Origin of the sequence: Allorhizobium sp. NPDC080224 (assembly GCF_050281005.1) — a bacterium.
Taxonomy (GTDB): Bacteria; Pseudomonadota; Alphaproteobacteria; order Rhizobiales; family Rhizobiaceae; genus Allorhizobium.
In genome coordinates, this window is the sequence record NZ_JBNNWJ010000001.1 from 209,764 (window position 1) to 233,357 (window position 23,594).

Consider the following 23,594-nt stretch of genomic DNA (forward strand, 5'->3'; position numbering starts at 1 on the left):
TTTTGTACAGTTTGCCACGGATAACGCTGTCGTGAAAAAGCCGTGATCGAAACGCTCTATCTTTCGGTCGGCAAGGCGGTTTGCCCGCCGCCGGGATAAACGACGGGATGACCATATGACGATTCGATCCGCTTTTGTGGCCGTGGCGCTTGCCGGTGCCCAGCTTTTCACCTCCGTGGCGGAGGCTGCGATGACGAAGCCGACGCCACCGGTTTCGCAACAGAGTTCCGATGTGGAAAAGATCGATCTCGTCTGCGACTTCTCCGGTTGCTACGAGACCTGGGACCGCCCGCCGCCGCGCCGTCCACGCCCTCTGCCACCGGAATACTATCCGCCATCCGTCTATGACGAACCGCCGGTCTATCGCCCACGGCCGCGTCCGCCTGTCTATGTCGAACCCGGCTACCGTCCGCGCCCGCGCCCGCCGGTTTACGAGGATCCGGGTTACCGTCCGCCGCGTCGGTCCTGGGAGCGGCATGTCGACTGGTGCCTGAACCGCTACCGTTCCTACAATCCCCGCACCAACCAGTTCCTCTCGTCGAGCGGCTACTACAAGGTCTGCCAATCGCCCTTCTATTGAGAACGGGGTTTCAGATGACTACCAATCTTGATGGCACTGAGTACACTTTGCTTGGTTGTGCGGTGTATCAGGCGCAGAAGATTGAATTTGCGCTTTACGGCATTATAGCCCATCTGAACGATCAGCCGGAATTCAACCGGAGCGGAAAATTTAAGGGTTTGACCGCAGAGCAGTTCCTCAGAGGTGACTTTAAATCAATGAGGGCGACTTTAGGGGACCTCAACAAGTTCACTGGACGTTTGCTGTTAGCTTCTCCGGATTTCGAGAACTTTGTCTCCGATCGGAATCTTCTCGTTCATAACTATTTCCGCCAGTTCCACACTGCATTCGGTGATGCGGAAAGCACCAATGGCGTCGCGTTTCTAACTTCTTTTCTGGAAAATGGGCGTGCTCTAGAGCAGGTCTTAAAGGGGCTCTTAGTTGTTCTGAGGGAAGCAGTAGCAGCAAAAACCGGCGCGCTGGAGGACCTCGTTGTTAGCGAGGCCGATCTGGCTAACAAAGCTAGGTATCTACAATATGTGGAGTTGCACAGGCTGTCGGCTGCGAGCGAGTAAGCCGCGACTGGTGGCGACGGAACTCGTTCACTATGTGTCGAGCCCTTCGTTGCGGCTCCCACGATCGACATGGCCGAGATCACGCTCGGGATCGATGGCATCCCGCACCTTCTGCTTCAGCTCCTTCGGGCCTGGAAAACCGCCATCACGCTTGCGTTCCCAGATCAGGTCGTCGTTCAGCTTGATCTCGAAAATCCCGCCCGTGCCAGGGATAAGTGCCACTTCGCCCAGATCGTCAGCAAAGGTGTGCAGCAGTTCCTGCGCCATCCAGCCTGACCGCAGAAGCCAGTTGCATTGGGTGCAGTAGGTGATCGAAATCCGGGGTTTTTCCATCAATACATCCTCACTTCACGGATAAGTTAACCCGTCTAATCAACTTTTCCTCGTGCGTCCAATTGCCACGCGCCGAAGCTTCGGCCATGAGGCGCAGGTTATTGTCATTTTGGAGTTTGTTCATGTCCATTGAACCGAACCGTCTTTTCGTTCCCGCCCTTGCCCCCGTCTATCGTTCCGGTCACGAAGGGGTCGAAACCCTTCTGCGTCTGGTGGCCGGTGGCTTCCTGGTCATCCATGGCGCCGGCAAGATCGTCGATCCCTTCGGCGCCGTCCAGATGGTCGAAGGCCTCGGCTTCTATCCTGGCGTCTTCTGGTCGCCGCTCCTGGCGATCACCGAATTCTTCGGCGGCATCCTGCTCGCAATCGGTCTCCTCACCCGCCCGGCGGCCTTTGCAGCCACGATCGTCCTGCTGGTCACGGTCTATTTCCACTGGATCCAGCTGGATCAGGGTTTCTCCGGGGCTGAAAAATCACTGCTCTGGGCGGCGATCACCTTCTTCTTCGTGATTCGCGGCGGCAACAGCCAGTCGGTTGATGCGCGCCTGAAGAGAACCTTCTGAAGCCTGGGGGAGGGGGCTTCAAGCGCCGCCCTCCCGTCTTGCCGTGATCGCAGGCGCATGCTTTCTCTGAAGCAACAGCCCACGAGATCCGATTCCCCATGCGCGTTGCCATCGTCGAGAATACCAAAGTCACCGAAGCCGGTCAGGTCGGCATCGCCCTGGCCGAAGCCGGAGCAGAGATCATCACGATCCGCGCCTATGCGGGTGAACCTCTCCCGGAGTTTGGCGCGCATGACGCCCTCGTTGTCTTCGGCGGCGAGCAAAATGCCCGCGACGACGAAAAGCATCCTTATCTGCCGGCGCTCGCAAGCCTGATGCGCCGCTTCGGCGACAGCGACAAAGCCGTGCTCGGCATCTGTCTTGGCAGCCAGTTGCTCGCCCGCGCCTATGGCGGTGATAACCTGATCGGCGCCGCCCCGGAATTCGGTTGGCGCAGCATCGGCCGCACCGAGGCCGGCAAAGAGGATCCGGTGCTCTCTGCCATGCCCGACCGTTTCCTCTCCTTCCAGTGGCACGACGACACCTTCACCCTACCGCAAGGCTCTCTTCATCTCGCGGAAAACGAAGCGGCCCGCCATCAGGCCTTCCGCATCGGCCGCGCTGCTTATGGCTTCCAGTTCCATTTCGAGGCCAATCGAGACGTCGTGCGCAACTGGATGACGCATTTCCCAGAGGTCATCGAACGCAAGGAACCCGGCTGGCTATCCCGTCACGGAGAGCTCGAACCCACCGACGGGCAGCTCTCCGATGAAGCCGGGCTGGCGCTCGCCCGTGCCTGGGCCCGGCAGATCCGCCCGTCTTAAGCGCATCTCCCGTGTCACGCGGCTCCCTTCGCCGGGTTTGACCGACATCAAGCCGCCGCAGCATCCGACCTGCTATCTCCGACCTCACTGATCGGAGTTCTGCTTTGTCCCTGTCCACCTTTGCCTTTGCCGTCCTGCTCCTTCTGCTGACACCGGGGCCGACGAATACCCTACTTGCCGTTTCAGGCGCCACGCGCGGCATCAAGGCCTCGCTGCCGCTGATCGGTGCCGAATGCGCCGGCTATCTCACGGCCATCGTTCCGCTTGTCTTCTTGGCCGCGCCACTGCTCATTGATCAGCCGGCTGCAGCCCTTGGCATCAAGCTCGCCTCGACCCTCTGGGTCTTGCTGCTCGCCGCCCGGCTCTGGATGCGTCCGCCCTCGGCCAATGCGCAGGGTGGAACGACGGCGGCTGCCGTCTACGCCACCACGGTGCTCAACCCCAAGGCCTTGATCATCGGGCTCGCCCTCGTTCCCGCCGCCGGAACGGGCTCGCTGGAAGCACTGTTCCGGCCGCTCCCCTATCTCGCCGTGTTCTCCCTGCTCGTCGTCATCGTCGCCACCTGCTGGCTGAGCGCCGGCGCCGCCATGCTGCGGCGGCTGGCCACCACGAGCCCCCTACTGTTCGGGCGGGTCGCCGCAAGCTGCCTCGCGGTCTTTGCCTTGAGCCTTGCCGGCCGCGCCATCGGCTGGATTTGATCCCGCGTCATTCGCCTCCCTCTTGCGAGCCATCCGCCCCCGTGCTTAATCGAACTTCAATCGATTGAGTTCGCTTCAGAAACCTGTGGGAGGGGGACATGAAGGCAGTGGTCAAGCGCTTGGTTGCGCTCTGCTTCATCATCATCGGGTTGGCCTTCCAGCCGGCCCAGGCATCCCCTGTGGGCGCCGACATGGTCATGCGCGACTGGTATCGCCTGATCCTCGAACTCGTCCGTCATACGCCGACCTATTCGCCCCCCGTGGCAAGCCGCGCCTTCGCCTATCTCGGGGTCACCGCCTATGAGGCGCTGGCGGCCGGCGACACGACCATGACCTCGCTTGCCGGTCAGTTGAACGGCCTCACTCCAGTACCTCAGCGCGAGGTCGGTATCGCCTATGATGAGGCGGTCGTCATGCAGGCAGCCCTGTCATCAGCCGCACGCGAATTCTTCGGCAATACCGGTCCGACCGGTCAGCGCGCCCTGAAGCGCATGACCGAAAAGCTCTCGTCCGAAGTGTCCGCCGGACTTGCCCCCGATCTCGTCGCCCGCAGCCAGGCCTATGGCGAGAGCATAACGGCGCATATCCTTACCTGGTCGCTGGACGACGGCGGCGCCAAGGTCGAGAACATGGGCTTTCCCCTGGAATTCGCGCTCGGGAGCAAGAAGGACAGCTGGGTGCCGACCAGTCTGATCAATCAGCAGCAAATGCCCCTTCTTCCCCAGTGGGGCGAGAACCGTCCCTTCGCCCTGCAGACCGGTAATGCCTGCCCGCTGCCGGCGCCGCCCGTCTACAGCGAGGACAAGGATTCCGACTTTTACAAAGAGGCGATGGAGGTCTATGAGGCGGTAAACACCGTGACCGATGAGCAGCGCGCCATCGCCCGCTTCTGGTCGGATGATCCGATGCTGTCGCCCACCCCGCCCGGCCACTGGATCGTGATTGCGCTGAAGGTCCTCGACGAGCAGGATGCAAGTGCTGCGGAGCACGCCGATTTGCTTGCCCGGCTCGGGATTTCGCTCGCCGACGCCTTCATCGGCTGCTGGCATTCGAAATTCGAATACGACCTGCTCCGCCCGGTCACCTATATCAAGCGTGTCATCGACCCGAAATGGGAGCCGATCCTCATCACGCCGCCCTTCCCGGAATATCCCTCCGGCCATTCCACCCAATCCGGTGCGGCAGCGACCGTGCTAACCGCCTTTTTCGGCGAGAACTTCGCCTTTACCGACAACACCCATGAAAAGGACAAGCTGCCGAACCGCAGCTTCAAGAGCTTCTGGGACGCGGCAGAAGAAGCCGGCATTTCGCGCCTCTATGGCGGCATTCATTTCCGCGCCGCGATCGATCGTGGCCTCGATCAGGGGCGCTGCATCGGCGAAAAGGCGGTCGCCCTGAGGACGCGCGGATGACGGCCGAAGCCATCCCCTCTTACCATCGCCGAACCGCCCTTGCGGCCGCCCTGTTCGCCGCGCTGCAAGCCGGCACAGCGCTTGCCAATGGCGGCCCCGTCGTTCCCCGCTTCACCGACGAAACCGCCTCCAGCGGCATCACCAGCACCTATCGCGGCGACTGGGAATTCATGGTCGGCGGCGGCGCCGGCAGCTTCGACTGCAATGCCGATGGCTTCCCCGATCTCGTGCTGGCTGGCGGCGAGGACAAGGCGAAATTCTACCTCAACCGAAGCGAGGCTGGCGGCCCCCTCAAGTTCGACGAACAGGTGTCCGGCCTCGAACTCGACAAGGTGATCGGCGCCTATCCGCTGGATGTCGATGGCGACGGGCTGCAGGACGTCGTACTGCTGCGCTCCGGTGAGAACGTCGTGATGCGCGGCCTTGGCGAATGCCGTTTCGAGCGCGCCAACGAGGCCTGGGGATTTGACGGCGGCGACGCCTGGTCGACGGCCTTTTCCGCCACCTGGGAGCGCGGCAACTCCTGGCCGACGCTCGCTATCGGCAACTATATCGACCGCTTCGAAGACTTCGAGCCCTGGGGCTCCTGCACCGACAACTGGCTGCATCGCCCCTTGTCCGCCACCGAGCGTCGCTTCGCCCCGCCGCTACCGCTCAATCCCTCCTATTGCCCGCTGTCGATCCTCTTCACCGACTGGAACCGCTCCGGCACGCCCTCGCTGCGCGTCTCCAACGACCGCGAATATTACAAGGGCGGCCAGGAGCAGATGTGGCATGTCGCGCCGGGCAAGGCACCACGGCTCTACACCCAGGAGGAAGGCTGGAAATACCTGCGCATCTGGGGCATGGGCATCGCTTCCCATGACCTCGATTTCGACGGCTATCCGGAATATTTCCTGACCAGCATGGCCGACAACAAGCTGCAAAAGCTTGGCGAAATTCCCGCGGACGGCAAGCCGAAGCCCTCTTATGTCGATGTCGCCTTCGCCAAGGGTGCCACGGCCCACCGGCCCTATACCCGTGGCGAGATCCGCCCTTCGACCGCCTGGCACACGGAATTCGAGGATGTCAACAATGACGGCCGCGCTGACCTTTTCGTTGCCAAGGGCAATGTCGCGGAGATGCCGGACTTTGCCGAAAAGGACCCCAACAACCTGCTCGTCCAGGGCGAGGACGGCAAATTCATCGAAATGGGCGACAAGGCCGGCATCGCCTCGATGGCCAAGGGCCGGGGCGGCGCACTCGCCGACTTCAATCTCGACGGATTGGTCGACCTCCTCGTCGTCAACCAGGGGTCTCCGGTGGAGATCTGGCGCAACACGACGGAAGGCGCTGGCCGCTTCCTGCAACTGGCGCTGCGCCAGGACGGTCCGAACCGCGACGCGGGCGGCGCCTGGATCGAGGTGAAAACCGGCGATGTTGTGCAGCGCCGCGAGCTCACCATCGGCGGCGGCCATGTCAGCGGCAAGACCGGCTGGCATCACTTTGGTCTGGGCGAACAGGCAGAAACCGAGATCCGCGTGCTTTGGCCGGATGGCGAGGTTGGGGATTGGCAGACGGTGGCGGCTGACGGGTTTTATCTGGTCGAGCGCGGGGCGGCCCCGAGGGCCTGGAAACCGGGCGAGGGGATGTGAGGGTGGATATCTCCCCCTTGGTGGGGGAGACTGCGGAGCGGTGGCCGAAGGCCAGAAATCGATGCAGTGAATCGATTTCAGCGAACGGAGGCCTGAGCGCGACGCCGCGCGAAGGCTGTGAGAGAAATTGGCCCGGATCAGGGCCAAACCTCAGATTTCGCCAGAGGGGGGGCTTGGTGAGGCCATGCGCTAATGGAACTGTGCCCCTCTCTTGGAAAATCTGAAGTTTAGGCGGCTTGCGCTCGCCTAAGCCTTCGATTTTCCGTTCTCCCCCACAAGGGGGGAGATAGAACCCTGCTGGTGCTTCGGCTCCCTCATGCTGAGGTGCCTGCGTGAAGCGCAGGCCTCGAAGCATCGCTCTTTCTTGTTGTATCTGTGGCCTCGCCCTTCGAGGCCGGGCTCGCCCGGCAGCTCAGGGTGAGGGGAAAACCAATTGTCAAAAACCCCAAGCTTCGCCGCCGGTCGGACTCGTCGTCCTCCGGGTGATCAATGCTTGTCTCGGACGAGGCGCCAGAAGCAACCTGTCTAAGTAGTTTAATGTGGCTCCTTCCGGCGCCTCGTTCGGCGTTTCTTCCCGCTGCATGCGTCTCTCTGGCAAGGCGGCGACGGTCCTTGGGTCAGGCCCGAGGATGACCGGGCGCGGGTCCGGCTGCCACGTCATACAAGATGACGCTTCAGCCTGGCCGGTGGCCCGGGAGGTTCCCGGCGGATGGTGCACCATACCGACCGGGACCCTCGCCCGGGGGATGATCGTCTGGCCATTTGCGGCCCGGCGCTCATCCCCGCCGTTTTATCCGCCCCGCCGACTGGATGTTTGCGACGGCGTGGGCGCCTTGTCTGTGTGCCTCTGAGGCACGTCCTTCCGATCGGGGTATCCGGTGAAGAGGCATCCGACCTCGTCACCTTCGTTACCAGCCCCACGTCCGGAGGGAGACCGTTGCAGCGGGCCGGGGATCTGCACCTGCGAGAGTACTCGCCCCCGGCGCCGGCCCCGCCTCGCCTGACATCGCATCGTCAGGTGTATCCGAGGGCGGGACGGGGACTAGGGTAAAACAGGGAAAATGGGCGGGGATGAAAAAACTTTGTTTTGTTGATTTTGTTGGGGAATTTTTGGAATTCATCCCCTTTTTTGGCCAGAAATGCCGAGTTTGTGGCGTAGCCCCTCACCCTACCCTCTCCCCGCGAGCGGGGAGAGGGAGGCCCACGCGGTGGCCGTCTCGGCCTTCTCCCCGCTTGCGGGGAGAAGGTGCCCCGAAGGGGCGGATGAGGGGCAATGGCGTCTTTGCGCGACGTCGTCCTCCCCCACAAGGGGAGAGGCATAATCAGCGCTCACTCCACCTCTTCGACCGCAGCCTCCGCCACCCGCTTCTGAAGCGACTCGATGCAGTTCTTGGCGCTGGATTTCGACTTGTAGGTTTCCGAGCGCACCATGATCTCGCCATTGCCGGCGCGGAAGCGGACAAAGGTCTCGCCGTTCTTGGCTTCGTCGATCTCGAAGCGATAGCCGCTGCCCGTCTCCTCCTTGGTGAGGTCGACGACGGGGGCGGCGGGCGCATTTTTCTTCAGCGACTCGACGCAGTTCTTCGCACTGGCCTTTGACGCATAATTCTCCGACCAGACCATGATTTCGGCATTGTAGACGAACTGGACGCGGAACTCGCCCTTTTCGGTCTTCAGGATCTTGAACTTGTGCATGCCCGTCTCCCCTCTCTTGCCCATCGGCTTATGATTGCATTCGAATGCTAGCGTGACTGGGGCGAGCGGGCAAGAAGGCCTCAGAAGCCCTGGAAGAGGAAATCCGTGGCAGTGGTGATCTCGTCAGCACGGGCGGAGAGATCAGCGATCGAGGGGCCGATCTCAGAGAGTGGAAGAGCGGCGAGACGGTGGGTCGCCATGACGTAGTTTTTGCCGCCTACCTCAAAGCGAGGCGTCAGGCGGGCTATCACCCATGTGACCGTTTCGACCGGCTGCAACTGCGACGACCCGTGTGGGGAGGTCATGGAGAAAGTCGGATTGGAGATCCACGACCAACTGGTCTTCCGATTTCAGGCGATGGACCCGAAATCGCGCCATGGTTAGAACTGCCGGTATTTGGCAAGCGGCAGACCGTGCTTTGCAACATAGTCGTTGTCGGCCTGGATCGCCTCGGCGTTCTCGATTTTCCAGCGCCGTTCTTTCTCGGCCTTGATGGCAAGCGCGATGCCCTTTTCGGCGGCGCCCGTGATGTCGAGACCGAGGGTTTCGGCCTCGGCAACGAGGGCTCCGCTGACGGTTAGGTCATGGGCTTTGCGGGCTTCGATCGACATGGGTGGTCTCCGGCGTTGAGCGAAATCTAGCACGGCTCCAACTCGCTGAGAATGGGCAGATCAGCCCTTGCCTCGTCCGTCATAGGCTTCCCGCGATGATAGGATCGCTCCCTTGTGTTCCCGCGACCATTCGACCAGCCCGGCTGTGAGGGCCGAGAAGCCGATGCCGCGGGACGTAAGCGAATAGGTGACGGAGGGAGGGATGGTGGGTGCGACATGACGGTCGACCAATCCGTCCCGCTCGAGACGGCGCAGTGTCAGCGTCAGCATGCGCTGCGTGACGCCTGAAAGTGCGCGCTCGATTTCTCGGTAGCGGCGCGGACCGGCCGACAGTTCGGCAATTGCCATGACCGTCCATTTTTCACCGAGGCGATCAAGGGTGAGGCGAAGACCGCAATCTTCGTGTTCCGGTGTGCCGCAGGGTTCGAGCGTGCGGATCTCCGGCTTTGTCGCGGCGAACATCAATGTGCCTCCTTACCTCGTTCTTCAGGGCGCAATAGATGGATGCGCCCACAACGAAAAGGACGCAACCCATGATTTTGCTCACCGGAGGCTCCGGCCATCTTTCTTCTTTGATCGCCCATGGTGCCAGGGATGCCGGCCTCGACATCCGCATTGGCAGCCGCCAGATGCCAGATGCGAGTGATCCCAGCCGACGCCGGATCGATTTTGACGACCCGCGATCCCTTGATTTCTGGGATGTGGAAACCTTGTTCATGGTTTCAGCGGGCTATGCGGAAGACGATGTCGTCATCCGCCGCCATGATGCGGTGATTGCGGCTGCGATCCGCTTCGGCGTCCGACATGTCGTCTATACGAGCCTCAGCGGAACGGGTGACCATCTTGCATTCTCGCTTGCCCATCGCTGGACCGAAAAGCGGCTGAAGGAGAGCGTGCTCGACTGGACGATCCTGCGTAATGGTCTCTATGCCGAGTTGATCGGGGCGCTCGCCGCGCCGGTCGATGGCGTGATGCGCGCACCGTTCGGGACAGCACTTTTGTCGCCTGTGGCAAGGCAGGATCTGGCCGATGCGGCCGTTACGGTTCTCAAGGACCCGCAGGCTCATGCAGGGACGAGCTACGAGTTGTCGGGAGGCGAGGCCTGGAGCCTTCCTGATATGGCGGCAATGCTTAGCATATCCTACCAGCCGTGGAGCCTCGAACAGGCGCGTGCGTCATTGGCCGGCGCGCCGCTCAATGCTTTCCAGCCGCCAATGCTGATGTCGATATACTCCAGCGCGACTGCAGGCTTTCTGCACTCCGGCCGTACGGATCTTCCGTCCCTGCTGTCTGCCCGGCCGCGGCCGACCTTGCCGATCGCGGCTGAGGCTGCGCGCGGGGTGGAGTGATGAAGCGGAAACGGCGAGCGGGAGCCTTGGAAAGGCTCCCGCCACCCCTCACTCGTCGCTCATCTTCAGCGCAGCGATAAACGCTTCCTGCGGGATTTCGACCTTGCCGAACTGGCGCATGCGCTTCTTGCCGGCCTTCTGCTTGTCGAGCAGCTTGCGCTTGCGGCTTGCGTCGCCGCCGTAGCATTTCGCGGTCACGTCCTTGCGGAGCGCGGAGATGGTTTCGCGGGCGATCACGTTGCCGCCGATGGCGGCCTGGATCGGGATCTTGAACATGTGCTTCGGGATCAGGTCCTTGAGCTTTTCGCACATGTCGCGGCCGCGCTTTTCGGCTGCCATGCGGTGCACCATCATCGAGAGCGCATCGACCGGCTCGCCGTTGACGAGGATCGACATCTTGACGAGGTTGCCCTCGCGATGGCCGTCGAGATGGTAGTCGAAGGAGGCGTAACCCTTCGAGATCGACTTCAGGCGGTCGTAGAAATCGAAGACCACTTCGTTGAGCGGCAGCTCATAGGTGATCATCGCGCGCTTGCCGACATAGGTGAGTTCGGTCTGGATGCCGCGACGGTCCTGGCAGAGCTTGAGAATGCCGCCGAGATAGTCGTCGGGCGTCAGGATCGTTGCCTTGATCCACGGCTCGTGGATTTCGGAGATCTTGACCACGTCGGGCATGTCCGCCGGATTGTGAAGCTCGCGCTCCGTGCCGTCGGTCATGAACAGCTTGTAGACGACGGAAGGGGCAGTCGCGATCAGGTCGAGATCGAATTCGCGCTCGAGGCGCTCCTGGATGATTTCGAGGTGAAGCAGGCCAAGGAAGCCGCAGCGGAAGCCGAAGCCGAGCGCGGCAGACGATTCCATTTCGAAGGAGAAGGAGGCGTCGTTGAGGCGAAGCTTGCCCATGGCAGCGCGCAGGTCTTCGAAATCGGCGGCATCGACGGGGAAGAGACCGCAGAACACGACCGGCTGGGCCGGCTTGAAGCCCGGCAGCATGTTGGCGGTCGGGCGCTTATCTTCGGTAATGGTATCGCCAACGCGGGTGTCGGCCACTTCCTTGATCGAACCGGTGAAGAAGCCGATTTCACCGGGACCGAGGCTATCGACGGCCACCATCTTCGGTGTGAGAACGCCGACGCGCTCGACTGCGTATTTTGCGTCCGTTCCCATCATGCGGATGGTCTGGCCCTTGGTCAGCACGCCGTCGAGCACGCGGACGAGAACCATGACGCCGAGATAGGTGTCGTACCAGCTGTCCACGAGAAGGGCCTTCAAGGGCGCCTTGTCGCCGCCTTCGCTCTTCGGCGCCGGCAGCTTATGCACGATGGCTTCGAGGACATCGGGGATGCCGAGACCGGTCTTGGCCGAGATCAGGACGGCTTCGGAGGCATCAATGCCGATGACTTCCTCGATCTGCTCCTTGATGCGCTCGGGCTCGGCGGCCGGGAGATCCACCTTGTTGAGGACGGTGACCAGTTCGTGATTGTTGTCGATCGCCTGATAGACGTTGGCGAGCGTCTGGGCTTCCACCCCTTGAGAGGCGTCGACGACCAGCAGCGAGCCTTCGCAGGCCGACAGCGAGCGCGACACCTCATAGGCGAAGTCGACGTGTCCGGGCGTGTCGATCAGGTTCAGCACATAGGTCTCGCCATTATTGGCCTTGTAGTGCAACCGCACCGTCTGGGCCTTGATGGTGATGCCGCGTTCCTTCTCGATCTCCATGTTGTCGAGAACCTGCTCCGACATCTCGCGATCGGCGAGGCCGCCGGTCGACTGGATCAGGCGGTCGGCCAGGGTCGATTTTCCATGGTCGATATGCGCGACGATGGAGAAGTTGCGAATATGGTCGAGGGGGGTGCGGGACGATGTGCTCATGGCACGCGCATATAGCAGCGACGTCTCTCCGCGCCTAGCGGGAAATTGTCGCGATTGCCCGGAGAAGCGGGCTTTTCACACCCCGAACTGCTCCGGCCAGTCGCGGCGGGTGGCGACCTGGCCCTCCGTGCGCAGGCGCCGGACGGTGTCGAGATCAATCTCGGTGATCAGCCAGTGGCTTTCCTCGACTTCGTCGCTCTCGCTTTCGGCATAGATTCCACTGGGTGGCATGCCGTAGTCGGAGGGCACGTAAAGCGCGGCGCGGCCGCGGTTTTCATCGAGTGCCGGTGACCAGGGGGCGGTTCCTGCCGTGGGCGAAGAGAGGACGGCGATCTGGTTTTCCAGCGCCCGGGCCTGGGCGCCGATGCGGACACGATAGGCACCTGCCAGCGTGTCGGTGCAGGAGGGGGCGAGGATCAGGTCGACACCCTGTTCGGCGAGGGTGTGGGCCAGCATCGGGAATTCGTTGTCGTAGCAAATCAGGATTCCGAGCTTGCCGAGTGGCGTGTCGAAGGCCGTGAGGCCGTCGCGTCCGGCGGCAATGCCCCATTGCTCCCGCTCGAAGCGGGTCATGATGATTTTGTCCTGATGGCCAACAAGGCCGTCGGGGCCGAAGAGGAAGGCGCGGTTGCGGTATTGACCGTCGGGGTCGAGGACGGGTGCGGAGCCGGGCTGGAAGACGATGTCGTGGGTGCGGGCGAGTTCCTCGCAGAGCTCGACCCAGGCCGGGATCAGCGGCTGGATGCCGGCGATCGAGCCGTGAAGGTCGGAGCGGGTGGCTGTGTCGAGCTGGCCCGCGAGCACCAGGCCGGCATATTCCGGCAGCAGCACGAGTTTCGCGCCGCGCTCGACGGCCTGATGCACCAGGCCCGTCAGGTGGAGGACGTAATCTTCCCAGCTCTCGATCAGATCGATCTTGTATTGGCAGGCGGCAAGGGTGAGGGCTGTCATGGGTTCAGATCCCGGATCCAGAAGGAAAGCGGCTTCGGGCTTTCAGCGGTCTCATCAAGGTCGCGCCAGGTGAATGTCGTGCGAAGCTCGGGGTGATGGGTATAGCCGCGCTTGGCCCAAAAGGAGTCGAGCGGCACGTAATCGGCCGGGCGGCGCGGATGATCGGCGGGGCGCTCGACGGCGCAGAAAGTGGCGTAGCGCAGGCCGAGCTTTCTGGCCTGCTGCTCGCGGCCCTCGAAGAATTGCACGCCGATGCCCTGGCCGCGATATTGAGGCAAAAGCACGCTTTCGCCGAAATAGAAGAACTCGTGCGGATCGAGCCCGGCCTGGAGGAAGGGGAGTTTCACCTCGTCCGTCTCGCCGGCCATCGGCGTTCCCGTGGCAACGCCGACCACCTGGTCGCCATCGATGGCGAGCACGAAGATGGAGCCTTCGGACTTGGCATAGGTCGACAGATAGGTTTGTTCGTAGTCCGGGTTCCCCTCGTAGAGGTAGGGAAAGGCGCGGAAGACGGTAGTTCTCAGCCGAGCAAGGTCGTCGAAGAAGGGTATCGCGTCGCTGCCGGAAAAGGATTGAATGGTGGTGGCCATAGAGTGTTTTCAGTCCGTTGCGGAGTGGTTATACCCATCTGCGACCACCCGAGAAAGCAATTCCACGACGAGGAGTGACCAATGACCGCCGCCACCACCATCCGCGCCTATTACGACGCCTTCAATGCCGGCGACATGGACCGTTTTCTGGCACTCCTGACCGATGACGTCGCGCACGACATCAACCAGGGTGCCCGCCAGACGGGCAAGGACGCCTTTGCCAAGTTCATGGACCACATGAACCGCTGCTACAGGGAAGAGCTCACCGACATGGTGGTGATGGTCAACGAGGACGGCACGCGGGGTGCAGCCGAATTCATCGTCAACGGCACCTATCTCGCAACCGACGAGGGCCTGCCGGAAGCAAACGGCCAGACCTACCGCCTGCCTGCCGGCGCCTTCTTCGAGATCCGTGACGGCAAGGTCGCCCGCATTTCCAACTATTACAGCCTCCCCGACTGGATCGCCCAGGTCGGCGGCTGAACGGGGCCTTAGGGGCTCAGAACTTGTAGCGAACGCCAACGACATTGGCGTTCGTCGCACCCTTCATGTTGCCGAGTGTCCGCCAGGCGCCTGAGCGATGGTGCAGACGCCAGAAGAATTCCGTATTCGAGGTCTCGCTAAAGGACAGATTGACCTCCGGCCCGAGGTAAAAGAGCGCGCGGGCATTGCCCTGGTCCTCGCGCTCTTCATCAGCCTCGCGGCCCGGATGTGCTTTATTGACGAAGCTCAGACCGGCCGTGAATGCAGGCGAAAGAAAGAGGCCGTCGCCGAGGCGGATCTGGTCATAGCGCACAACGCCACCGCCCCAGACCTCGCCGGTGAAACCTTCGCCAAAGCGGGCCGCGATGCCGGCCTCGACGCCCAGCCTGATTCCGCCGATCTGGTAGGGAAACAGCTGGTAGCCACCGCCGATGATGTAATTCTTTTCATAGTCGACAGGGATGAGGGCCGCACTTTTGAGCATGTCTTCGCGCGTCATCGCCCCGCCGAAGCCGAAGATGGCTTCTTGCCCGCTGCCATCCATATGCTGTTCGCTGGTGTCGGCGCGGGCTACGGTGGATGTCTGCAATGTGATCAAGCCGAGAAGACACAATGCGGCTGAGCGCTTCAGGATGTCGCTCGTGCAGCGAGCTCTGGCCAGGCCCGAACGCGGGGGCAGGGAGAGTGTCAGAAACATGGCGCTCTTTCCTCCATCGGGGTCGTTTCATAAGTTAGGGGCCGCGTGTCACCACGCGACCCCTGCCTCCTGCCAGTATAGGCCTCAATTCATCGAGGACCAGTCCTTGCGCACGTCATCGGCATTTTTCGAGAGATGAACGTGCTGATCGACATGGTCGACCCAGTCGAGCGGAATGTAGTGGTGCTGGCCATCAGGGGAATCGTTCTTGGTCAGCTTGATGCGGCTTTCGCCGTCCATGTGGTCGACGGTGCCGACATGGGCGCCGTCCTGGGCGAGAACTTCCATGTGTTCGCGGATCTGATCTGCAGAAATCATTGGTCATGCTCCTCTCGGGTTGGGGTGCCAAAGAAAGACGCGACGGGTGGCATTTGTTCCGGCCGCTCGCCACACAAGACATCAGGCAGGCAGGGGAACATCCATGCCTCAGATGCATTGACAGACACCCGCGCGAGATCCCTCGCCGACAGCGAGCCCATATATGTTTCCGAGAATTGCGATCATCGGTACCGGTCCCACCGGCCTCTACACGTTCAAACAACTGATCGGTTCCACCGTTCCCTTGTCCATCACGCTTTACGAAGCGGAAGGCGAGCCGGGAAAGGGCACGCCCTACCATCCCGACATGAACGATCCCGCCATGCTCTCCAACATCCCGAGCATCGAGCTTCCGGCGTTTACGGAGACCCTGGTCGAGTGGCTGAGGCGACAGGACGACGAGACGCTGATGCGCCACGGCATCCGGCGCGAGGCGATCGACGAGCGGGAGTTCTATCCGCGTCTCGTACTCGGCGACTACATGCAGGCGCAGTTCGAGCGGATGCGGGCAACCGCTGTCGAGCACGGTCACGAGATCATCGTGCTCGCCCGCCACAAGGTGATCGACATCGAGATCCAGGCCGATGCCATTCGCCTTCGCGTCAGCCATGTCGACGGAGAGAATGACGCGGCCTACGACCATGTCGTCATGGCGACCGGCCACAACTGGCCCGACAGCACGGAAATCCGGCCGGGCTACTTCGTTTCGCCGTGGCCGGCGACCGTTCTGACGTCGATCCGCAATGAGGCGGTCGGCATTCTCGGTACGTCACTGAGCGGCATCGACGCGCTGATGACGGTCGCGACGGCACACGGCATGTTTTACGCCGATGCGGCGGGTGACCTGCAATATCAGCCGGCCGAAGGAACGGAAGGGTTTAAGGCCACGCTGATGTCGCGCAAGGGTATCCTGCCGGAGGCAGATTTCTACTGCCCGCTCCCGTATGTCACGCCCCTGGTCTGCACCGAAGAGGCGATCGATGCGCTGATTGCCACGGGCCGGCACGATCTGCTCGATGAGGTCTTCGACCTCTTTCGCGGCGAGATCGTCGCTCGCGATCCTGACTATGCCGCGCGCATCGGCCTTTCGCAGTTGAATGTCGAGACCTTCGCGGCCGCCTACTACGCCGACCGGACCGAGAATGATCCTTTCGTCTGGGCCGCGAAGAACCTGGCTGAGGCCGAAGAGAACAGGCTGAAGCGCTATACCGTGCCGTGGCGCTACGCGATCCTGATCACCCACGAGATCGTGGCAAAGGTCATTCCGCATCTGGATGAAAACGACCTGAAGCGCTTCCATCGCCACTTCAAGGGCATCTTCATCGACGACTATGCGACAGTACCGCTGATGTCGATTCGCAGGCTTCTGGCGCTTGCCCGTGCGGGCAAGCTGTCGATCCTGAAACTGGGCGAGGATTACGAGATCCGCACGGCCGAGGACGGCTTGGAGCGCGGCGCAGAGATCGTGGTCGGTGGCACCACACATAGCTTCGGTGCCTTTGTCGATGCGACTGGCCAGGAGACGCTGTCTGCGACCGATCTGCCCTTTCCGACGCTGGTGGCACAGGGTGGCGTGCGCGAAGGTGCGACACCCAAGGTCGAGGCTATCCGATCACTCGACCGGGATCCCGATATGGTTCGCACCGGCGGCATCGACGTCGATGAATTCTACCGCCCGCGCCTTGGCCTGATGTCAACGGCAGGGCTCTATTGCGCGGCGGTGGCCTTCCTGCTGCACAAGGAGCCCTTCGTGCAGGGGATTACCAGCGCGCGGGATATCGGCGAGACGGTCGGCAGGGCGATCCTTGCGGATATCGCGGAAGCCAAGGCGCCCGTCTTTCAGATCTCGGCGTAAACGGCATCCCCGACCCTGATTGTCACGCCTTCGGTGGGCGTGGCATATACGCCGAGATTGCGCTTGTTGTGGCGCATGATGCCGCGCAGGACATCAGGCTCTTCGGCCAGGCCCGGCTGGGCAACCAGCGTCATGCCGCAGCGGCGCGAGGCTTCGGTGACGCGGATATCCGCTTCGCCGATCCTGACGATTTGGCCCACCCAGTCGTTTTCGATGAAGCCTTCATCGTCTTCCGTCTCGATCAACACCGAGGGGCGGAAGCGTCGTGCGTCAATTGGCGGGAGGTCAGTAACTGCCGCAAGCGCGCTGACCGAAGCCGTGGTCACGAGGTGAAGCGGCGCCGGTGCGTAGCGGTTGGAGACCACAGGGAAGCGGTAATCGCCTGACCCGACGATCCCGATGGCGACCGGGAAACCGAAATGCTCTGCCAGACGGTCCGGCAACGCGCTGTCATCGAGTGCATGCTCGGCGCCGTCGGCAAAGCGCAGGACAGGTAGTCCCGTTGCTGGTTGCGAGGCGGTGATGAAGAGGGCGGGGCGCCAGCGCGTTTCTTTCTCTGGCGCGGCGGCAAGGCCGGTGTCCGGATCGAACAGAGCGAAGCGACGGTCACCCTCGATGCCTTCCGGCGCGACGGTGATGGAGGCGAGCGCTTCTCCGCCGAGAGAACCCACCGGATAGCGCCAGACTTCCCGCACTCGACCGATTTTGCGCATGGTGATCCCCCAGTTTCAACTGATCACCATACGCGGGATAGTCGCTCTATGTTCCAGAAATTCTGCATGAGCGTGTCTTTGGCATTGCGCGATCGTCAGGTCCAGTCGAGCACGATTTTGCTCGCCTTGCCAGCCGCCGCCAGTTCGAAGGCTTCAGCGTAGTCGTCCACCTTCATCCGATGGGTGATGACCTTGCGGATGTCGAGGCCGCTTTCGAGCATGGCGAGCATCTTGTGCCAGGTGTCGAACATCTCGCGGCCATAGATGCCCTTCAGCGTCACCATACGGAAGACGACCTTGGAGAGGTCGAAATGGAAGGGGCGGGCGGGGACGCCGAGGAGCGCAATGCGGCCGCCCATGACGAGATGGTCGATCATCTGGTCAAGCGCTGCCGGTGAGCCGCTCATCTCAAGGCCGACATCGAAGCCTTCCTTCATCTTCAACTTTGACATGACATCGCGCAGGTCTTCGTTTGCCACATTGACCGGATGCACATCGGCGACTTCGGCCGCAAGCGCCAGGCGCTCCGGGTTGACGTCGGTGATGACAACGTGCCGGGCGCCGACATGGCGGGCGATGGCCGCACCCATGATGCCGATCGGGCCGGCACCGGTGATGATCACGTCCTCGCCGACGAGATCGAAGGCGAGCGCCGTATGCACGGCATTCCCCAGCGGATCGAGGATCGCGCCGATCTCGTCGTCGATCGTGTCGGGCAGCGGGATGATGTTGAAGGCGGGGATCTTGGCGAATTCGGCAAAGGTGCCCTGTACGTTGACGCCGATGCCCTTCGTCTCGGGGTCCAGATGATACTTGCCGGCGCGCGAGGCGCGGCTGTTCATGCCGACGAGATGGCCCTCGCCGGAGACGCGCTGGCCGACCTGGAGGTTGCGCACATTGGCGCCGACGGCAACGATCTCGCCGGCATATTCATGGCCGGTGATCATCGGCACGGGGATCGTCTTCTGCGCCCACTCGTCCCATTTGTAGATGTGCACGTCGGTGCCGCAGATGCCGGTCTTGTTGATCTTGACCAGCACGTCATCAGGCCCGATTTCGGGAACGGGCGCGTCGATCATCCAGATGCCGACCTCGGATTTCTGCTTGGAAAGCGCCTTCATGATCAGATCATCCCGATGGTCTTGCCGGCATCGATGAATGCGGCGATGGCAGTGTCGATATCGGCCTCGGAGAGCGCTGCCGACATCTGGGTACGGATGCGGGCCTGGCCCTTGGGCACGACGGGGAAGAAGAAGCCGGCGACATAGACGCCGCGCGCATCGAGTTCGGCGGCAAGTTTTTGCGCCAGTACGGCGTCGTGGGTCATGACCGGGATGATCGGCGTTTCGCCCGGCAAGAGCTCGAAGCCCGCCTCGGTCAGGCCCTGGCGGAAGCGCTTGGTATGGCCTGTGAGCCTGGCGCGCAGATCGTCGGCACTTTCTGCAATCTCGATTGCCTTCAGCGAGCCGGCAGCGACGGCGGGGGCGAGGCTGTTGGAAAAGAGATAAGGCCGTGCCCGCTGGCGAAGCAGGTCGATCGCAGCTTTCGGGCCGGCGATGAAGCCTCCCATGGCGCCACCCAAGGTCTTGCCGAAGGTGCCGGTGATGATGTCGACGCGGGTGCCGACACCGGTCAGCGTCGGCGTGCCCTTGCCCTTGGCGCCCAGATGGCCGGTGGCATGGCATTCGTCGATCATCACCATGGCGCCGTATTTTTCCGCGAGCGCGCAGATCTCCGGAAGCTTGGCGACATAGCCGTCCATCGAGAAGACGCCGTCGGTGACTACAAGCCGGAAGCGCGTGCCGTCGGCTATGGCCTTCTTCAGCTCGTCTTCCAGCGCGTTCATGTCGGAATTGGCATAGCGATAGCGCTTCGCCTTGGAGAGGCGCACGCCGTCGATGATCGAGGCGTGGTTGAGCGAGTCGGAAATGATCGCGTCCTCAGGCCCGAGCAGCGTCTCGAAGATGCCGCCATTGGCGTCGAAGCAGGCGGCAAACAGGATTGCGTCGTCCTTGTCGAGATAGCGGGCAATCGCCTGCTCGAGCTCCCGGTGAATGTCCTGCGCGCCGCAGATGAAGCGCACCGAGGCCATGCCGAAGCCGTGGCTGTCGATCGCGGCCTTGGCAGCCTTTTCGATCTCGGGATGGTTGGCGAGGCCAAGATAATTGTTGGCGCAGAGATTGATCATCTCGCGCGTGCCTTTGGCATCACGAACCTGGATGCGGCCCGATTGCGGGCTGACGATTTCGCGTTCGCGCTTCAGAAGCCCATCGGCTTCGATGCCCTGGAGGATGTCGGAGATGTGGTCGAGAAAGCCGGTCTGCATGGGAAATCCCTCGATGCTGAATAATTCCAGCATATCGGAATTTTGCCCTGCGGCAATCGATATTTTGGAATTGCCTTTCGCCTACCTGTGTAGCACGACCAACAGGCCCTTGCCGATATTCGTTCCGCCATTGCGGATCGCATGCGGAACATCGGACCGGTAACGGGCGGTTTCGCCTGATCGAATCTGGGTCTTGCTGCCGCCGCTGGAAATCTCGAAACCGTCGGTAAAGGCGGTGAAATGTTCGAAGGCGCCGATCGAGTGTGGCTGGCTCACAAGGGCGCCGCCCGGATCCATTTCGAGCTCGTACCATTCCGTCTGGCCGGCGAGCCGGGGCGAGCTCAGGATCTTCAGCCGGCAGGAACCATCGGCGCTGCGAATGACGGGCGTGTGCATGACCGAGGTCACCTCGATCTCTTCACGCCCGGCGACGGAGGTTCCGTTGCCGATGAGGTCGGAGAGCTCGATTTCCATCGCCTGGGTGAGGCTCCAGAGCACCGCAAAGGTCGGATTGGCTTCGCCGCGCTCAATCTGGCTCAGCATCGACTTGGAGACGCCTGAGAGGGTGCCGAGCTGCTCGAGCGTCAGCTTGCGCGCCTTGCGCTCGCGCTTGATGGCCGGGCCGATTTCTGGAGTGTGCTGCATCGGTCATGTCCTGCGGTTTGTCGGCGAGTGCCGACCGCCCCTTTTACGCCAAGCGTGTCGTGATGCGGAAGAGGGTGAGTAGGAAAGCTTGACTCCAATATCTGCGCGTGAAATTCTTAAATAATGGAATCAACGGATCATTTCGAGAAACATGTCGCTGAAAGGCTCAAGCGCCTGCGCGTCGAGAGGGGGCTGACGCTGGACCAATTGGCGGACCTCTCCGGCGTCAGCCGGGCGATGATCTCGCGCATCGAACGATCCGAGGCAAGCCCAACGGCAGCGCTCCTGGCACGGCTCTGCTCGGCGCTCGGCGTTTCTCTTTCGGTCTTCTTCGCAAGCGCTGAGGCCGAGCCTTCGCCGTTGGCACGCCGCGCCGACCAGCCGGTCTGGCGCGATCCAGAAAGCGGATATGTGCGGCGTGCGGTCTCGCCCCAGGGCACGGGCAGCGGCACGGATATCGTCGAGGTGGAATTTCCGGCCGGTGCCGAAGTGCGCTTTCCCGGCCGCCCCACGGGCCGCAGTCAGACCCAGCATGTCTGGGTCTTTGAAGGCGCAATCGAACTCATGGTCGGCGAGACGGTACACCGGCTTGAAGCCGGCGACTGCCTGTTCATGAATGTCGGCGACGTACACGGCTACAGAAACCCGACCGATCGACCCGCCCGCTATGCCGTGGTGATTTCCCTCGGCCCCTAAACATCAAAGACCCCAGGACTGCCATGACTGACACGACGACCGAAATCCGCCTGCTCTCGAAATCCGATGCGCTCGCTGCCTTGCCTGATCTCTGCGAGACGCTGGCAGATTGCATAGAAGGCGGTGCCTCGCTCGGCTTCATGTCGCCGTTCTCGCCGAAGGACGGGGAAGCTTTCTGGCAGGGCGTGGCAGAGGCAGTCGGGCGTGGCGAGGTTCTGCTCTATGGCGCCTTTATCGGCGACAGACTGGTCGGCACGGTTCAGGTCGGCTTTGCTTCCAAACCCAACCAGCCGCATCGGGGCGACCTGATGAAGCTTCTGGTGCATCGCGACGCACGCGGCCTCGGCCTGTCCAAGGCCTTGATGGCCACTGCCGAGGCAGGTGCAGCGAGTGCCGGACGCTGGCTCCTGGTTCTCGACACGGCAGCCGGCGAGCTTGCGGAAGGCCTCTATGAAAAGCTCGGCTGGCAGCGGTCCGGCGTCATCCCGAACTACGCGCTTTTCCCCGATGGCCGCTATTGCGATACCGTCATCTTCTGGAAAACTGTGGCCTGATCGCATCGCCTTCAAGTTCATGGGAATTGGCCCAAAAAACGTCTGATCTTCGCCCTTTTCAGCGGTCGACGCATCTGCTTATCGTCCGTCCATTCCAAATTTCCGGGGGGATGGGCTTCAAATGGTTGCAAAAGCAACTTTGAGATGGATGGGTTTGGCGCTGGCTGTCGCCGTGGCTGCACCGGCACTGGCAGCAGACGTGACTTTTGTCATGCGCAACGATCATCCGAATGCCGTTGAGGTCGAACTCTACAGCCAGGATCGCGACCATGTCTGGCCGGGCGACGATCAGGTCTTTTATCTCGATGACGGCGAGACCAAGGAAATCCCGTTGTCTTGCGAAGAAGGCGAGACGATCTGCTACGGCGCCTGGATTTCGGGCGACAAGCAGAGCTATTGGGGCGTCGGTCCTGAGAATGCCGAGAATTGCGAAAACTGCTGCTACACCTGCACCGGTGGCGAGACCGAGCAGATCAATCTGACGGAATAAGTTCCGTTCGGCGGGGGCCGAGGGGCGGGGGTGATTTTTTGGTCGGTTGACCAGGAAAATCACCCCCTTTGCACTTGTGGCTGAGGCTGTGACGAGGCTAGCTTTCTCTCAAAACGACCAGAGGGAAAACAACAGACATGCGCGTATTCTATTCCGAAAAGCACAAGCTGCGAGACGCCAAGACCGAACTGCACGGCGGCCTGCTGGTGAAACCCTTCGAGGGGCCGTTCCGCGCTGAATGGGTGCTTGCGGGCGTCAAGGAAGCGGGCTTCACCGATGTCCGCGCGCCGGCCGAACATGGGCTCGAAACGGCGCTCAAGGTGCATGACGCCGGCTATCTCGAATTCCTGCGCACCTGCTGGGACCGCTGGCAGGCGCATGGCTTCGAGGGCGAGGCGATCGCCACCTCCTTCCCCTGCCGCCGCAGCCAGACGGGTCGCGTGCCGAAGAACATCGACGGCGCCGTCGGCTACTATACGAATTCGGCGGAAACCGCGATTTCCAAGGGCACCTATGAGGCGGCCATCGCTTCGATGGACGTGGCCTTGTCGGGTGCCGACTGGCTGAACGAAGGCAACCGCTTCGCCTTTTCGCTCTGCCGCCCGCCCGGCCACCATGCCGGCATCGATCTCTTCGGCGGCTATTGCTTCATCAACAACGCCGCCGTTGCCGCCCAGCGATTGATCGACCACGGCGCCAAGAAAGTCGCGATCCTCGACGTTGACTTCCATCACGGCAATGGCACCCAAGACATCACCTATCGCCGCGGTGACATCTTCTTCGCCTCGCTGCATGGCGAACCGGAAGACGCCTTCCCCTTCTTCCTCGGTTATGCCGACGAGACGGGCGAGGGCGACGGCGAAGGCCTGAACGCCAACTATCCCATGCCCTCCGGCACGCCCTTCGAGATCTGGTCCGCAGCCCTCGAAGACAGTCTGAAGAAGATCAAGGCCTATGGCGCGGAAGCGATCGTCGTTTCGCTCGGCGTCGACACTTTCGAAAAGGACCCGATCAGCTTCTTCAAGCTGAAGAGCCCTGATTATATCCGCATGGGCGAAATGATCGCGGCAAACGGCGTGCCCGTCCTGACCCTCATGGAAGGCGGTTACGGTGTGCCGGAAATCGGCCTCAACGTCGCCAATGTGCTCAAAGGGCTGGAAGGCTGAAGGCGC

The 23,594-nt window shown here is 62.0% G+C and carries 28 protein-coding genes; 14 read left to right on the top strand and 14 right to left on the bottom strand.

What is annotated here, in order from left to right:
• Nucleotides 1–115 precede the first annotated feature (115 nt).
• Nucleotides 116–580: a BA14K family protein gene (locus ACQKP1_RS01010; RefSeq protein WP_427273863.1), complete on the top strand. Its 465-nt coding sequence runs from the start codon at nucleotides 116–118 to the stop codon at nucleotides 578–580.
• Between the two features lie 14 nt (nucleotides 581–594).
• Entirely contained in the window at nucleotides 595–1,134 is a 540-nt protein-coding gene (locus ACQKP1_RS01015; protein WP_427273864.1) for a hypothetical protein, read from the top strand.
• Between the two features lie 30 nt (nucleotides 1,135–1,164).
• Here ACQKP1_RS01015 and ACQKP1_RS01020 read toward each other — a convergent pair whose 3' ends face one another.
• The gene (locus ACQKP1_RS01020) at nucleotides 1,165–1,470 is read right to left on the bottom strand and encodes a SelT/SelW/SelH family protein (protein WP_427273865.1); all 306 of its coding nucleotides are present in this window, start codon (nucleotides 1,468–1,470) and stop codon (nucleotides 1,165–1,167) included.
• Between the two features lie 119 nt (nucleotides 1,471–1,589).
• Between ACQKP1_RS01020 and ACQKP1_RS01025 the strand changes: the two genes are divergently transcribed.
• The 5 genes from ACQKP1_RS01025 (at nucleotide 1,590) to ACQKP1_RS01045 (ending at nucleotide 6,577) form a co-directional block, all read left to right on the top strand.
• On the top strand, nucleotides 1,590–2,030 hold the full coding sequence (locus tag ACQKP1_RS01025) for a DoxX family protein (protein WP_427273866.1): 441 nt from the start codon (nucleotides 1,590–1,592) through the stop codon (nucleotides 2,028–2,030).
• Nucleotides 2,031–2,128: 98 nt separating this feature from the next.
• Complete coding sequence (locus ACQKP1_RS01030; protein WP_427273867.1) at nucleotides 2,129–2,833, top strand: type 1 glutamine amidotransferase; 705 nt, start codon at nucleotides 2,129–2,131, stop codon at nucleotides 2,831–2,833.
• 104 nt (nucleotides 2,834–2,937) lie between these two features.
• A complete protein-coding gene (locus ACQKP1_RS01035; RefSeq protein ID WP_427273868.1) occupies nucleotides 2,938–3,531 on the top strand; it encodes a LysE family translocator in 594 nt (197 codons plus the stop codon).
• Nucleotides 3,532–3,629: 98 nt separating this feature from the next.
• On the top strand, nucleotides 3,630–4,943 hold the full coding sequence (locus ACQKP1_RS01040) for a vanadium-dependent haloperoxidase (protein ID WP_427273869.1): 1,314 nt from the start codon (nucleotides 3,630–3,632) through the stop codon (nucleotides 4,941–4,943).
• Nucleotides 4,940–6,577, top strand: coding sequence for a CRTAC1 family protein (locus ACQKP1_RS01045; protein ID WP_427273870.1), 1,638 nt, complete (start codon nucleotides 4,940–4,942; stop codon nucleotides 6,575–6,577). The genes ACQKP1_RS01040 and ACQKP1_RS01045 overlap by 4 nt, the downstream gene beginning before the upstream one ends.
• 1,329 nt (nucleotides 6,578–7,906) lie before the next feature.
• Here ACQKP1_RS01045 and ACQKP1_RS01050 read toward each other — a convergent pair.
• The 4 genes from ACQKP1_RS01050 to ACQKP1_RS01065 all read right to left on the bottom strand — a co-directional run bounded on the left by ACQKP1_RS01050 (nucleotide 7,907) and on the right by ACQKP1_RS01065 (nucleotide 9,345).
• Entirely contained in the window at nucleotides 7,907–8,272 is a 366-nt protein-coding gene (locus ACQKP1_RS01050) for a YegP family protein (protein ID WP_203019152.1), read from the bottom strand.
• An 80-nt stretch (nucleotides 8,273–8,352) separates the two neighbouring features.
• Nucleotides 8,353–8,577 carry a CcdB family protein gene (locus ACQKP1_RS01055; RefSeq protein ID WP_427273871.1) on the bottom strand — a complete coding sequence of 75 codons (225 nt, stop codon included), beginning with the start codon at nucleotides 8,575–8,577 and terminating at the stop codon, nucleotides 8,353–8,355.
• A 75-nt stretch (nucleotides 8,578–8,652) separates the two neighbouring features.
• On the bottom strand, nucleotides 8,653–8,883 hold the full coding sequence (locus ACQKP1_RS01060; RefSeq protein WP_427273872.1) for a type II toxin-antitoxin system CcdA family antitoxin: 231 nt from the start codon (nucleotides 8,881–8,883) through the stop codon (nucleotides 8,653–8,655).
• A 60-nt stretch (nucleotides 8,884–8,943) separates the two neighbouring features.
• Entirely contained in the window at nucleotides 8,944–9,345 is a 402-nt protein-coding gene (locus tag ACQKP1_RS01065) for a winged helix-turn-helix transcriptional regulator (protein WP_427273873.1), read from the bottom strand.
• 71 nt (nucleotides 9,346–9,416) lie between these two features.
• On the opposite strand from ACQKP1_RS01065, the gene ACQKP1_RS01070 reads away from it, so the two are divergent.
• A complete protein-coding gene (locus ACQKP1_RS01070; protein ID WP_427273874.1) occupies nucleotides 9,417–10,232 on the top strand; it encodes an NAD(P)H-binding protein in 816 nt (271 codons plus the stop codon).
• A gap of 48 nt (nucleotides 10,233–10,280) precedes the next feature.
• Here ACQKP1_RS01070 and lepA read toward each other — a convergent pair whose 3' ends face one another.
• From lepA to ACQKP1_RS01085, 3 genes are all read right to left on the bottom strand, one after another.
• A complete protein-coding gene (gene lepA / locus ACQKP1_RS01075) occupies nucleotides 10,281–12,104 on the bottom strand; it encodes a translation elongation factor 4 (protein ID WP_427273875.1) in 1,824 nt (607 codons plus the stop codon).
• Nucleotides 12,105–12,179: 75 nt separating this feature from the next.
• Nucleotides 12,180–13,055, bottom strand: coding sequence for a carbon-nitrogen hydrolase family protein (locus ACQKP1_RS01080; protein ID WP_427273876.1), 876 nt, complete (start codon nucleotides 13,053–13,055; stop codon nucleotides 12,180–12,182).
• Nucleotides 13,052–13,645: a GNAT family N-acetyltransferase gene (locus ACQKP1_RS01085; protein ID WP_427273877.1), complete on the bottom strand. Its 594-nt coding sequence runs from the start codon at nucleotides 13,643–13,645 to the stop codon at nucleotides 13,052–13,054. The genes ACQKP1_RS01080 and ACQKP1_RS01085 overlap by 4 nt, the downstream gene beginning before the upstream one ends.
• An 81-nt stretch (nucleotides 13,646–13,726) precedes the next feature.
• Between ACQKP1_RS01085 and ACQKP1_RS01090 the strand changes: the two genes are divergently transcribed.
• Nucleotides 13,727–14,128 (top strand): ketosteroid isomerase-related protein, encoded by a 402-nt coding sequence (locus ACQKP1_RS01090; RefSeq protein ID WP_427273878.1) that lies wholly within the window; start codon nucleotides 13,727–13,729, stop codon nucleotides 14,126–14,128.
• Nucleotides 14,129–14,144: 16 nt separating this feature from the next.
• Here ACQKP1_RS01090 and ACQKP1_RS01095 read toward each other — a convergent pair whose 3' ends face one another.
• Nucleotides 14,145–14,825, bottom strand: a complete 681-nt coding sequence (locus ACQKP1_RS01095) for a hypothetical protein (RefSeq protein WP_427273879.1) — start codon at nucleotides 14,823–14,825, stop codon at nucleotides 14,145–14,147.
• An 84-nt stretch (nucleotides 14,826–14,909) separates the two neighbouring features.
• A complete protein-coding gene (locus tag ACQKP1_RS01100) occupies nucleotides 14,910–15,143 on the bottom strand; it encodes a DUF2171 domain-containing protein (RefSeq protein ID WP_006725089.1) in 234 nt (77 codons plus the stop codon).
• 163 nt (nucleotides 15,144–15,306) lie between these two features.
• Between ACQKP1_RS01100 and ACQKP1_RS01105 the strand changes: the two genes are divergently transcribed.
• The gene (locus tag ACQKP1_RS01105; protein ID WP_427273880.1) at nucleotides 15,307–16,998 is read left to right on the top strand and encodes an FAD/NAD(P)-binding protein; all 1,692 of its coding nucleotides are present in this window, start codon (nucleotides 15,307–15,309) and stop codon (nucleotides 16,996–16,998) included.
• Here ACQKP1_RS01105 and ACQKP1_RS01110 read toward each other — a convergent pair.
• The 4 genes from ACQKP1_RS01110 to ACQKP1_RS01125 form a co-directional block, all read right to left on the bottom strand.
• Nucleotides 16,983–17,711 (bottom strand): MOSC domain-containing protein, encoded by a 729-nt coding sequence (locus ACQKP1_RS01110; protein ID WP_427273881.1) that lies wholly within the window; start codon nucleotides 17,709–17,711, stop codon nucleotides 16,983–16,985. The genes ACQKP1_RS01105 and ACQKP1_RS01110 overlap by 16 nt on opposite strands.
• Nucleotides 17,712–17,806: 95 nt before the next feature.
• A complete protein-coding gene (tdh, locus tag ACQKP1_RS01115; protein ID WP_427273882.1) occupies nucleotides 17,807–18,832 on the bottom strand; it encodes an L-threonine 3-dehydrogenase in 1,026 nt (341 codons plus the stop codon).
• Nucleotides 18,833–18,834: 2 nt separating this feature from the next.
• Nucleotides 18,835–20,037, bottom strand: coding sequence for a glycine C-acetyltransferase (locus ACQKP1_RS01120; protein WP_427273883.1), 1,203 nt, complete (start codon nucleotides 20,035–20,037; stop codon nucleotides 18,835–18,837).
• Between the two features lie 81 nt (nucleotides 20,038–20,118).
• A complete protein-coding gene (locus tag ACQKP1_RS01125; RefSeq protein ID WP_427273884.1) occupies nucleotides 20,119–20,682 on the bottom strand; it encodes a helix-turn-helix domain-containing protein in 564 nt (187 codons plus the stop codon).
• A 120-nt stretch (nucleotides 20,683–20,802) separates the two neighbouring features.
• Between ACQKP1_RS01125 and ACQKP1_RS01130 the strand changes: the two genes are divergently transcribed.
• From ACQKP1_RS01130 to ACQKP1_RS01145, 4 genes are all read left to right on the top strand, one after another.
• A complete protein-coding gene (locus ACQKP1_RS01130) occupies nucleotides 20,803–21,378 on the top strand; it encodes a helix-turn-helix domain-containing protein (protein WP_427276372.1) in 576 nt (191 codons plus the stop codon).
• 23 nt (nucleotides 21,379–21,401) lie between these two features.
• Nucleotides 21,402–21,932: an N-acetyltransferase family protein gene (locus tag ACQKP1_RS01135; RefSeq protein ID WP_427273885.1), complete on the top strand. Its 531-nt coding sequence runs from the start codon at nucleotides 21,402–21,404 to the stop codon at nucleotides 21,930–21,932.
• Between the two features lie 148 nt (nucleotides 21,933–22,080).
• Entirely contained in the window at nucleotides 22,081–22,422 is a 342-nt protein-coding gene (locus tag ACQKP1_RS01140) for a hypothetical protein (RefSeq protein WP_427276373.1), read from the top strand.
• A 137-nt stretch (nucleotides 22,423–22,559) separates the two neighbouring features.
• Complete coding sequence (locus ACQKP1_RS01145; protein ID WP_427273886.1) at nucleotides 22,560–23,588, top strand: histone deacetylase family protein; 1,029 nt, start codon at nucleotides 22,560–22,562, stop codon at nucleotides 23,586–23,588.
• The last annotated feature ends 6 nt before the right edge of the window (nucleotides 23,589–23,594 follow it).

Coding starts and splice junctions, on each gene's coding strand:
- ACQKP1_RS01085 (WP_427273877.1), bottom strand. CDS start 13,645: ATGGCCACCACCATTCAATCCTTTTCCGGCAGCGACGCGATACCCTTC.
- ACQKP1_RS01095 (WP_427273879.1), bottom strand. CDS start 14,825: ATGTTTCTGACACTCTCCCTGCCCCCGCGTTCGGGCCTGGCCAGAGCT.
- ACQKP1_RS01120 (WP_427273883.1), bottom strand. CDS start 20,037: ATGCAGACCGGCTTTCTCGACCACATCTCCGACATCCTCCAGGGCATC.
- ACQKP1_RS01040 (WP_427273869.1), top strand. CDS start 3,630: ATGAAGGCAGTGGTCAAGCGCTTGGTTGCGCTCTGCTTCATCATCATC.
- ACQKP1_RS01090 (WP_427273878.1), top strand. CDS start 13,727: ATGACCGCCGCCACCACCATCCGCGCCTATTACGACGCCTTCAATGCC.
- ACQKP1_RS01045 (WP_427273870.1), top strand. CDS start 4,940: ATGACGGCCGAAGCCATCCCCTCTTACCATCGCCGAACCGCCCTTGCG.
- ACQKP1_RS01080 (WP_427273876.1), bottom strand. CDS start 13,055: ATGACAGCCCTCACCCTTGCCGCCTGCCAATACAAGATCGATCTGATC.
- ACQKP1_RS01010 (WP_427273863.1), top strand. CDS start 116: ATGACGATTCGATCCGCTTTTGTGGCCGTGGCGCTTGCCGGTGCCCAG.
- ACQKP1_RS01025 (WP_427273866.1), top strand. CDS start 1,590: ATGTCCATTGAACCGAACCGTCTTTTCGTTCCCGCCCTTGCCCCCGTC.
- ACQKP1_RS01100 (WP_006725089.1), bottom strand. CDS start 15,143: ATGATTTCTGCAGATCAGATCCGCGAACACATGGAAGTTCTCGCCCAG.
- ACQKP1_RS01140 (WP_427276373.1), top strand. CDS start 22,081: ATGGGTTTGGCGCTGGCTGTCGCCGTGGCTGCACCGGCACTGGCAGCA.
- ACQKP1_RS01070 (WP_427273874.1), top strand. CDS start 9,417: ATGATTTTGCTCACCGGAGGCTCCGGCCATCTTTCTTCTTTGATCGCC.
- ACQKP1_RS01050 (WP_203019152.1), bottom strand. CDS start 8,272: ATGCACAAGTTCAAGATCCTGAAGACCGAAAAGGGCGAGTTCCGCGTC.
- ACQKP1_RS01065 (WP_427273873.1), bottom strand. CDS start 9,345: ATGTTCGCCGCGACAAAGCCGGAGATCCGCACGCTCGAACCCTGCGGC.
- ACQKP1_RS01060 (WP_427273872.1), bottom strand. CDS start 8,883: ATGTCGATCGAAGCCCGCAAAGCCCATGACCTAACCGTCAGCGGAGCC.
- ACQKP1_RS01030 (WP_427273867.1), top strand. CDS start 2,129: ATGCGCGTTGCCATCGTCGAGAATACCAAAGTCACCGAAGCCGGTCAG.
- ACQKP1_RS01055 (WP_427273871.1), bottom strand. CDS start 8,577: ATGACCTCCCCACACGGGTCGTCGCAGTTGCAGCCGGTCGAAACGGTC.
- ACQKP1_RS01105 (WP_427273880.1), top strand. CDS start 15,307: ATGTTTCCGAGAATTGCGATCATCGGTACCGGTCCCACCGGCCTCTAC.
- lepA (WP_427273875.1), bottom strand. CDS start 12,104: ATGAGCACATCGTCCCGCACCCCCCTCGACCATATTCGCAACTTCTCC.
- tdh (WP_427273882.1), bottom strand. CDS start 18,832: ATGAAGGCGCTTTCCAAGCAGAAATCCGAGGTCGGCATCTGGATGATC.
- ACQKP1_RS01015 (WP_427273864.1), top strand. CDS start 595: ATGACTACCAATCTTGATGGCACTGAGTACACTTTGCTTGGTTGTGCG.
- ACQKP1_RS01125 (WP_427273884.1), bottom strand. CDS start 20,682: ATGCAGCACACTCCAGAAATCGGCCCGGCCATCAAGCGCGAGCGCAAG.
- ACQKP1_RS01135 (WP_427273885.1), top strand. CDS start 21,402: ATGACTGACACGACGACCGAAATCCGCCTGCTCTCGAAATCCGATGCG.
- ACQKP1_RS01145 (WP_427273886.1), top strand. CDS start 22,560: ATGCGCGTATTCTATTCCGAAAAGCACAAGCTGCGAGACGCCAAGACC.
- ACQKP1_RS01110 (WP_427273881.1), bottom strand. CDS start 17,711: ATGCGCAAAATCGGTCGAGTGCGGGAAGTCTGGCGCTATCCGGTGGGT.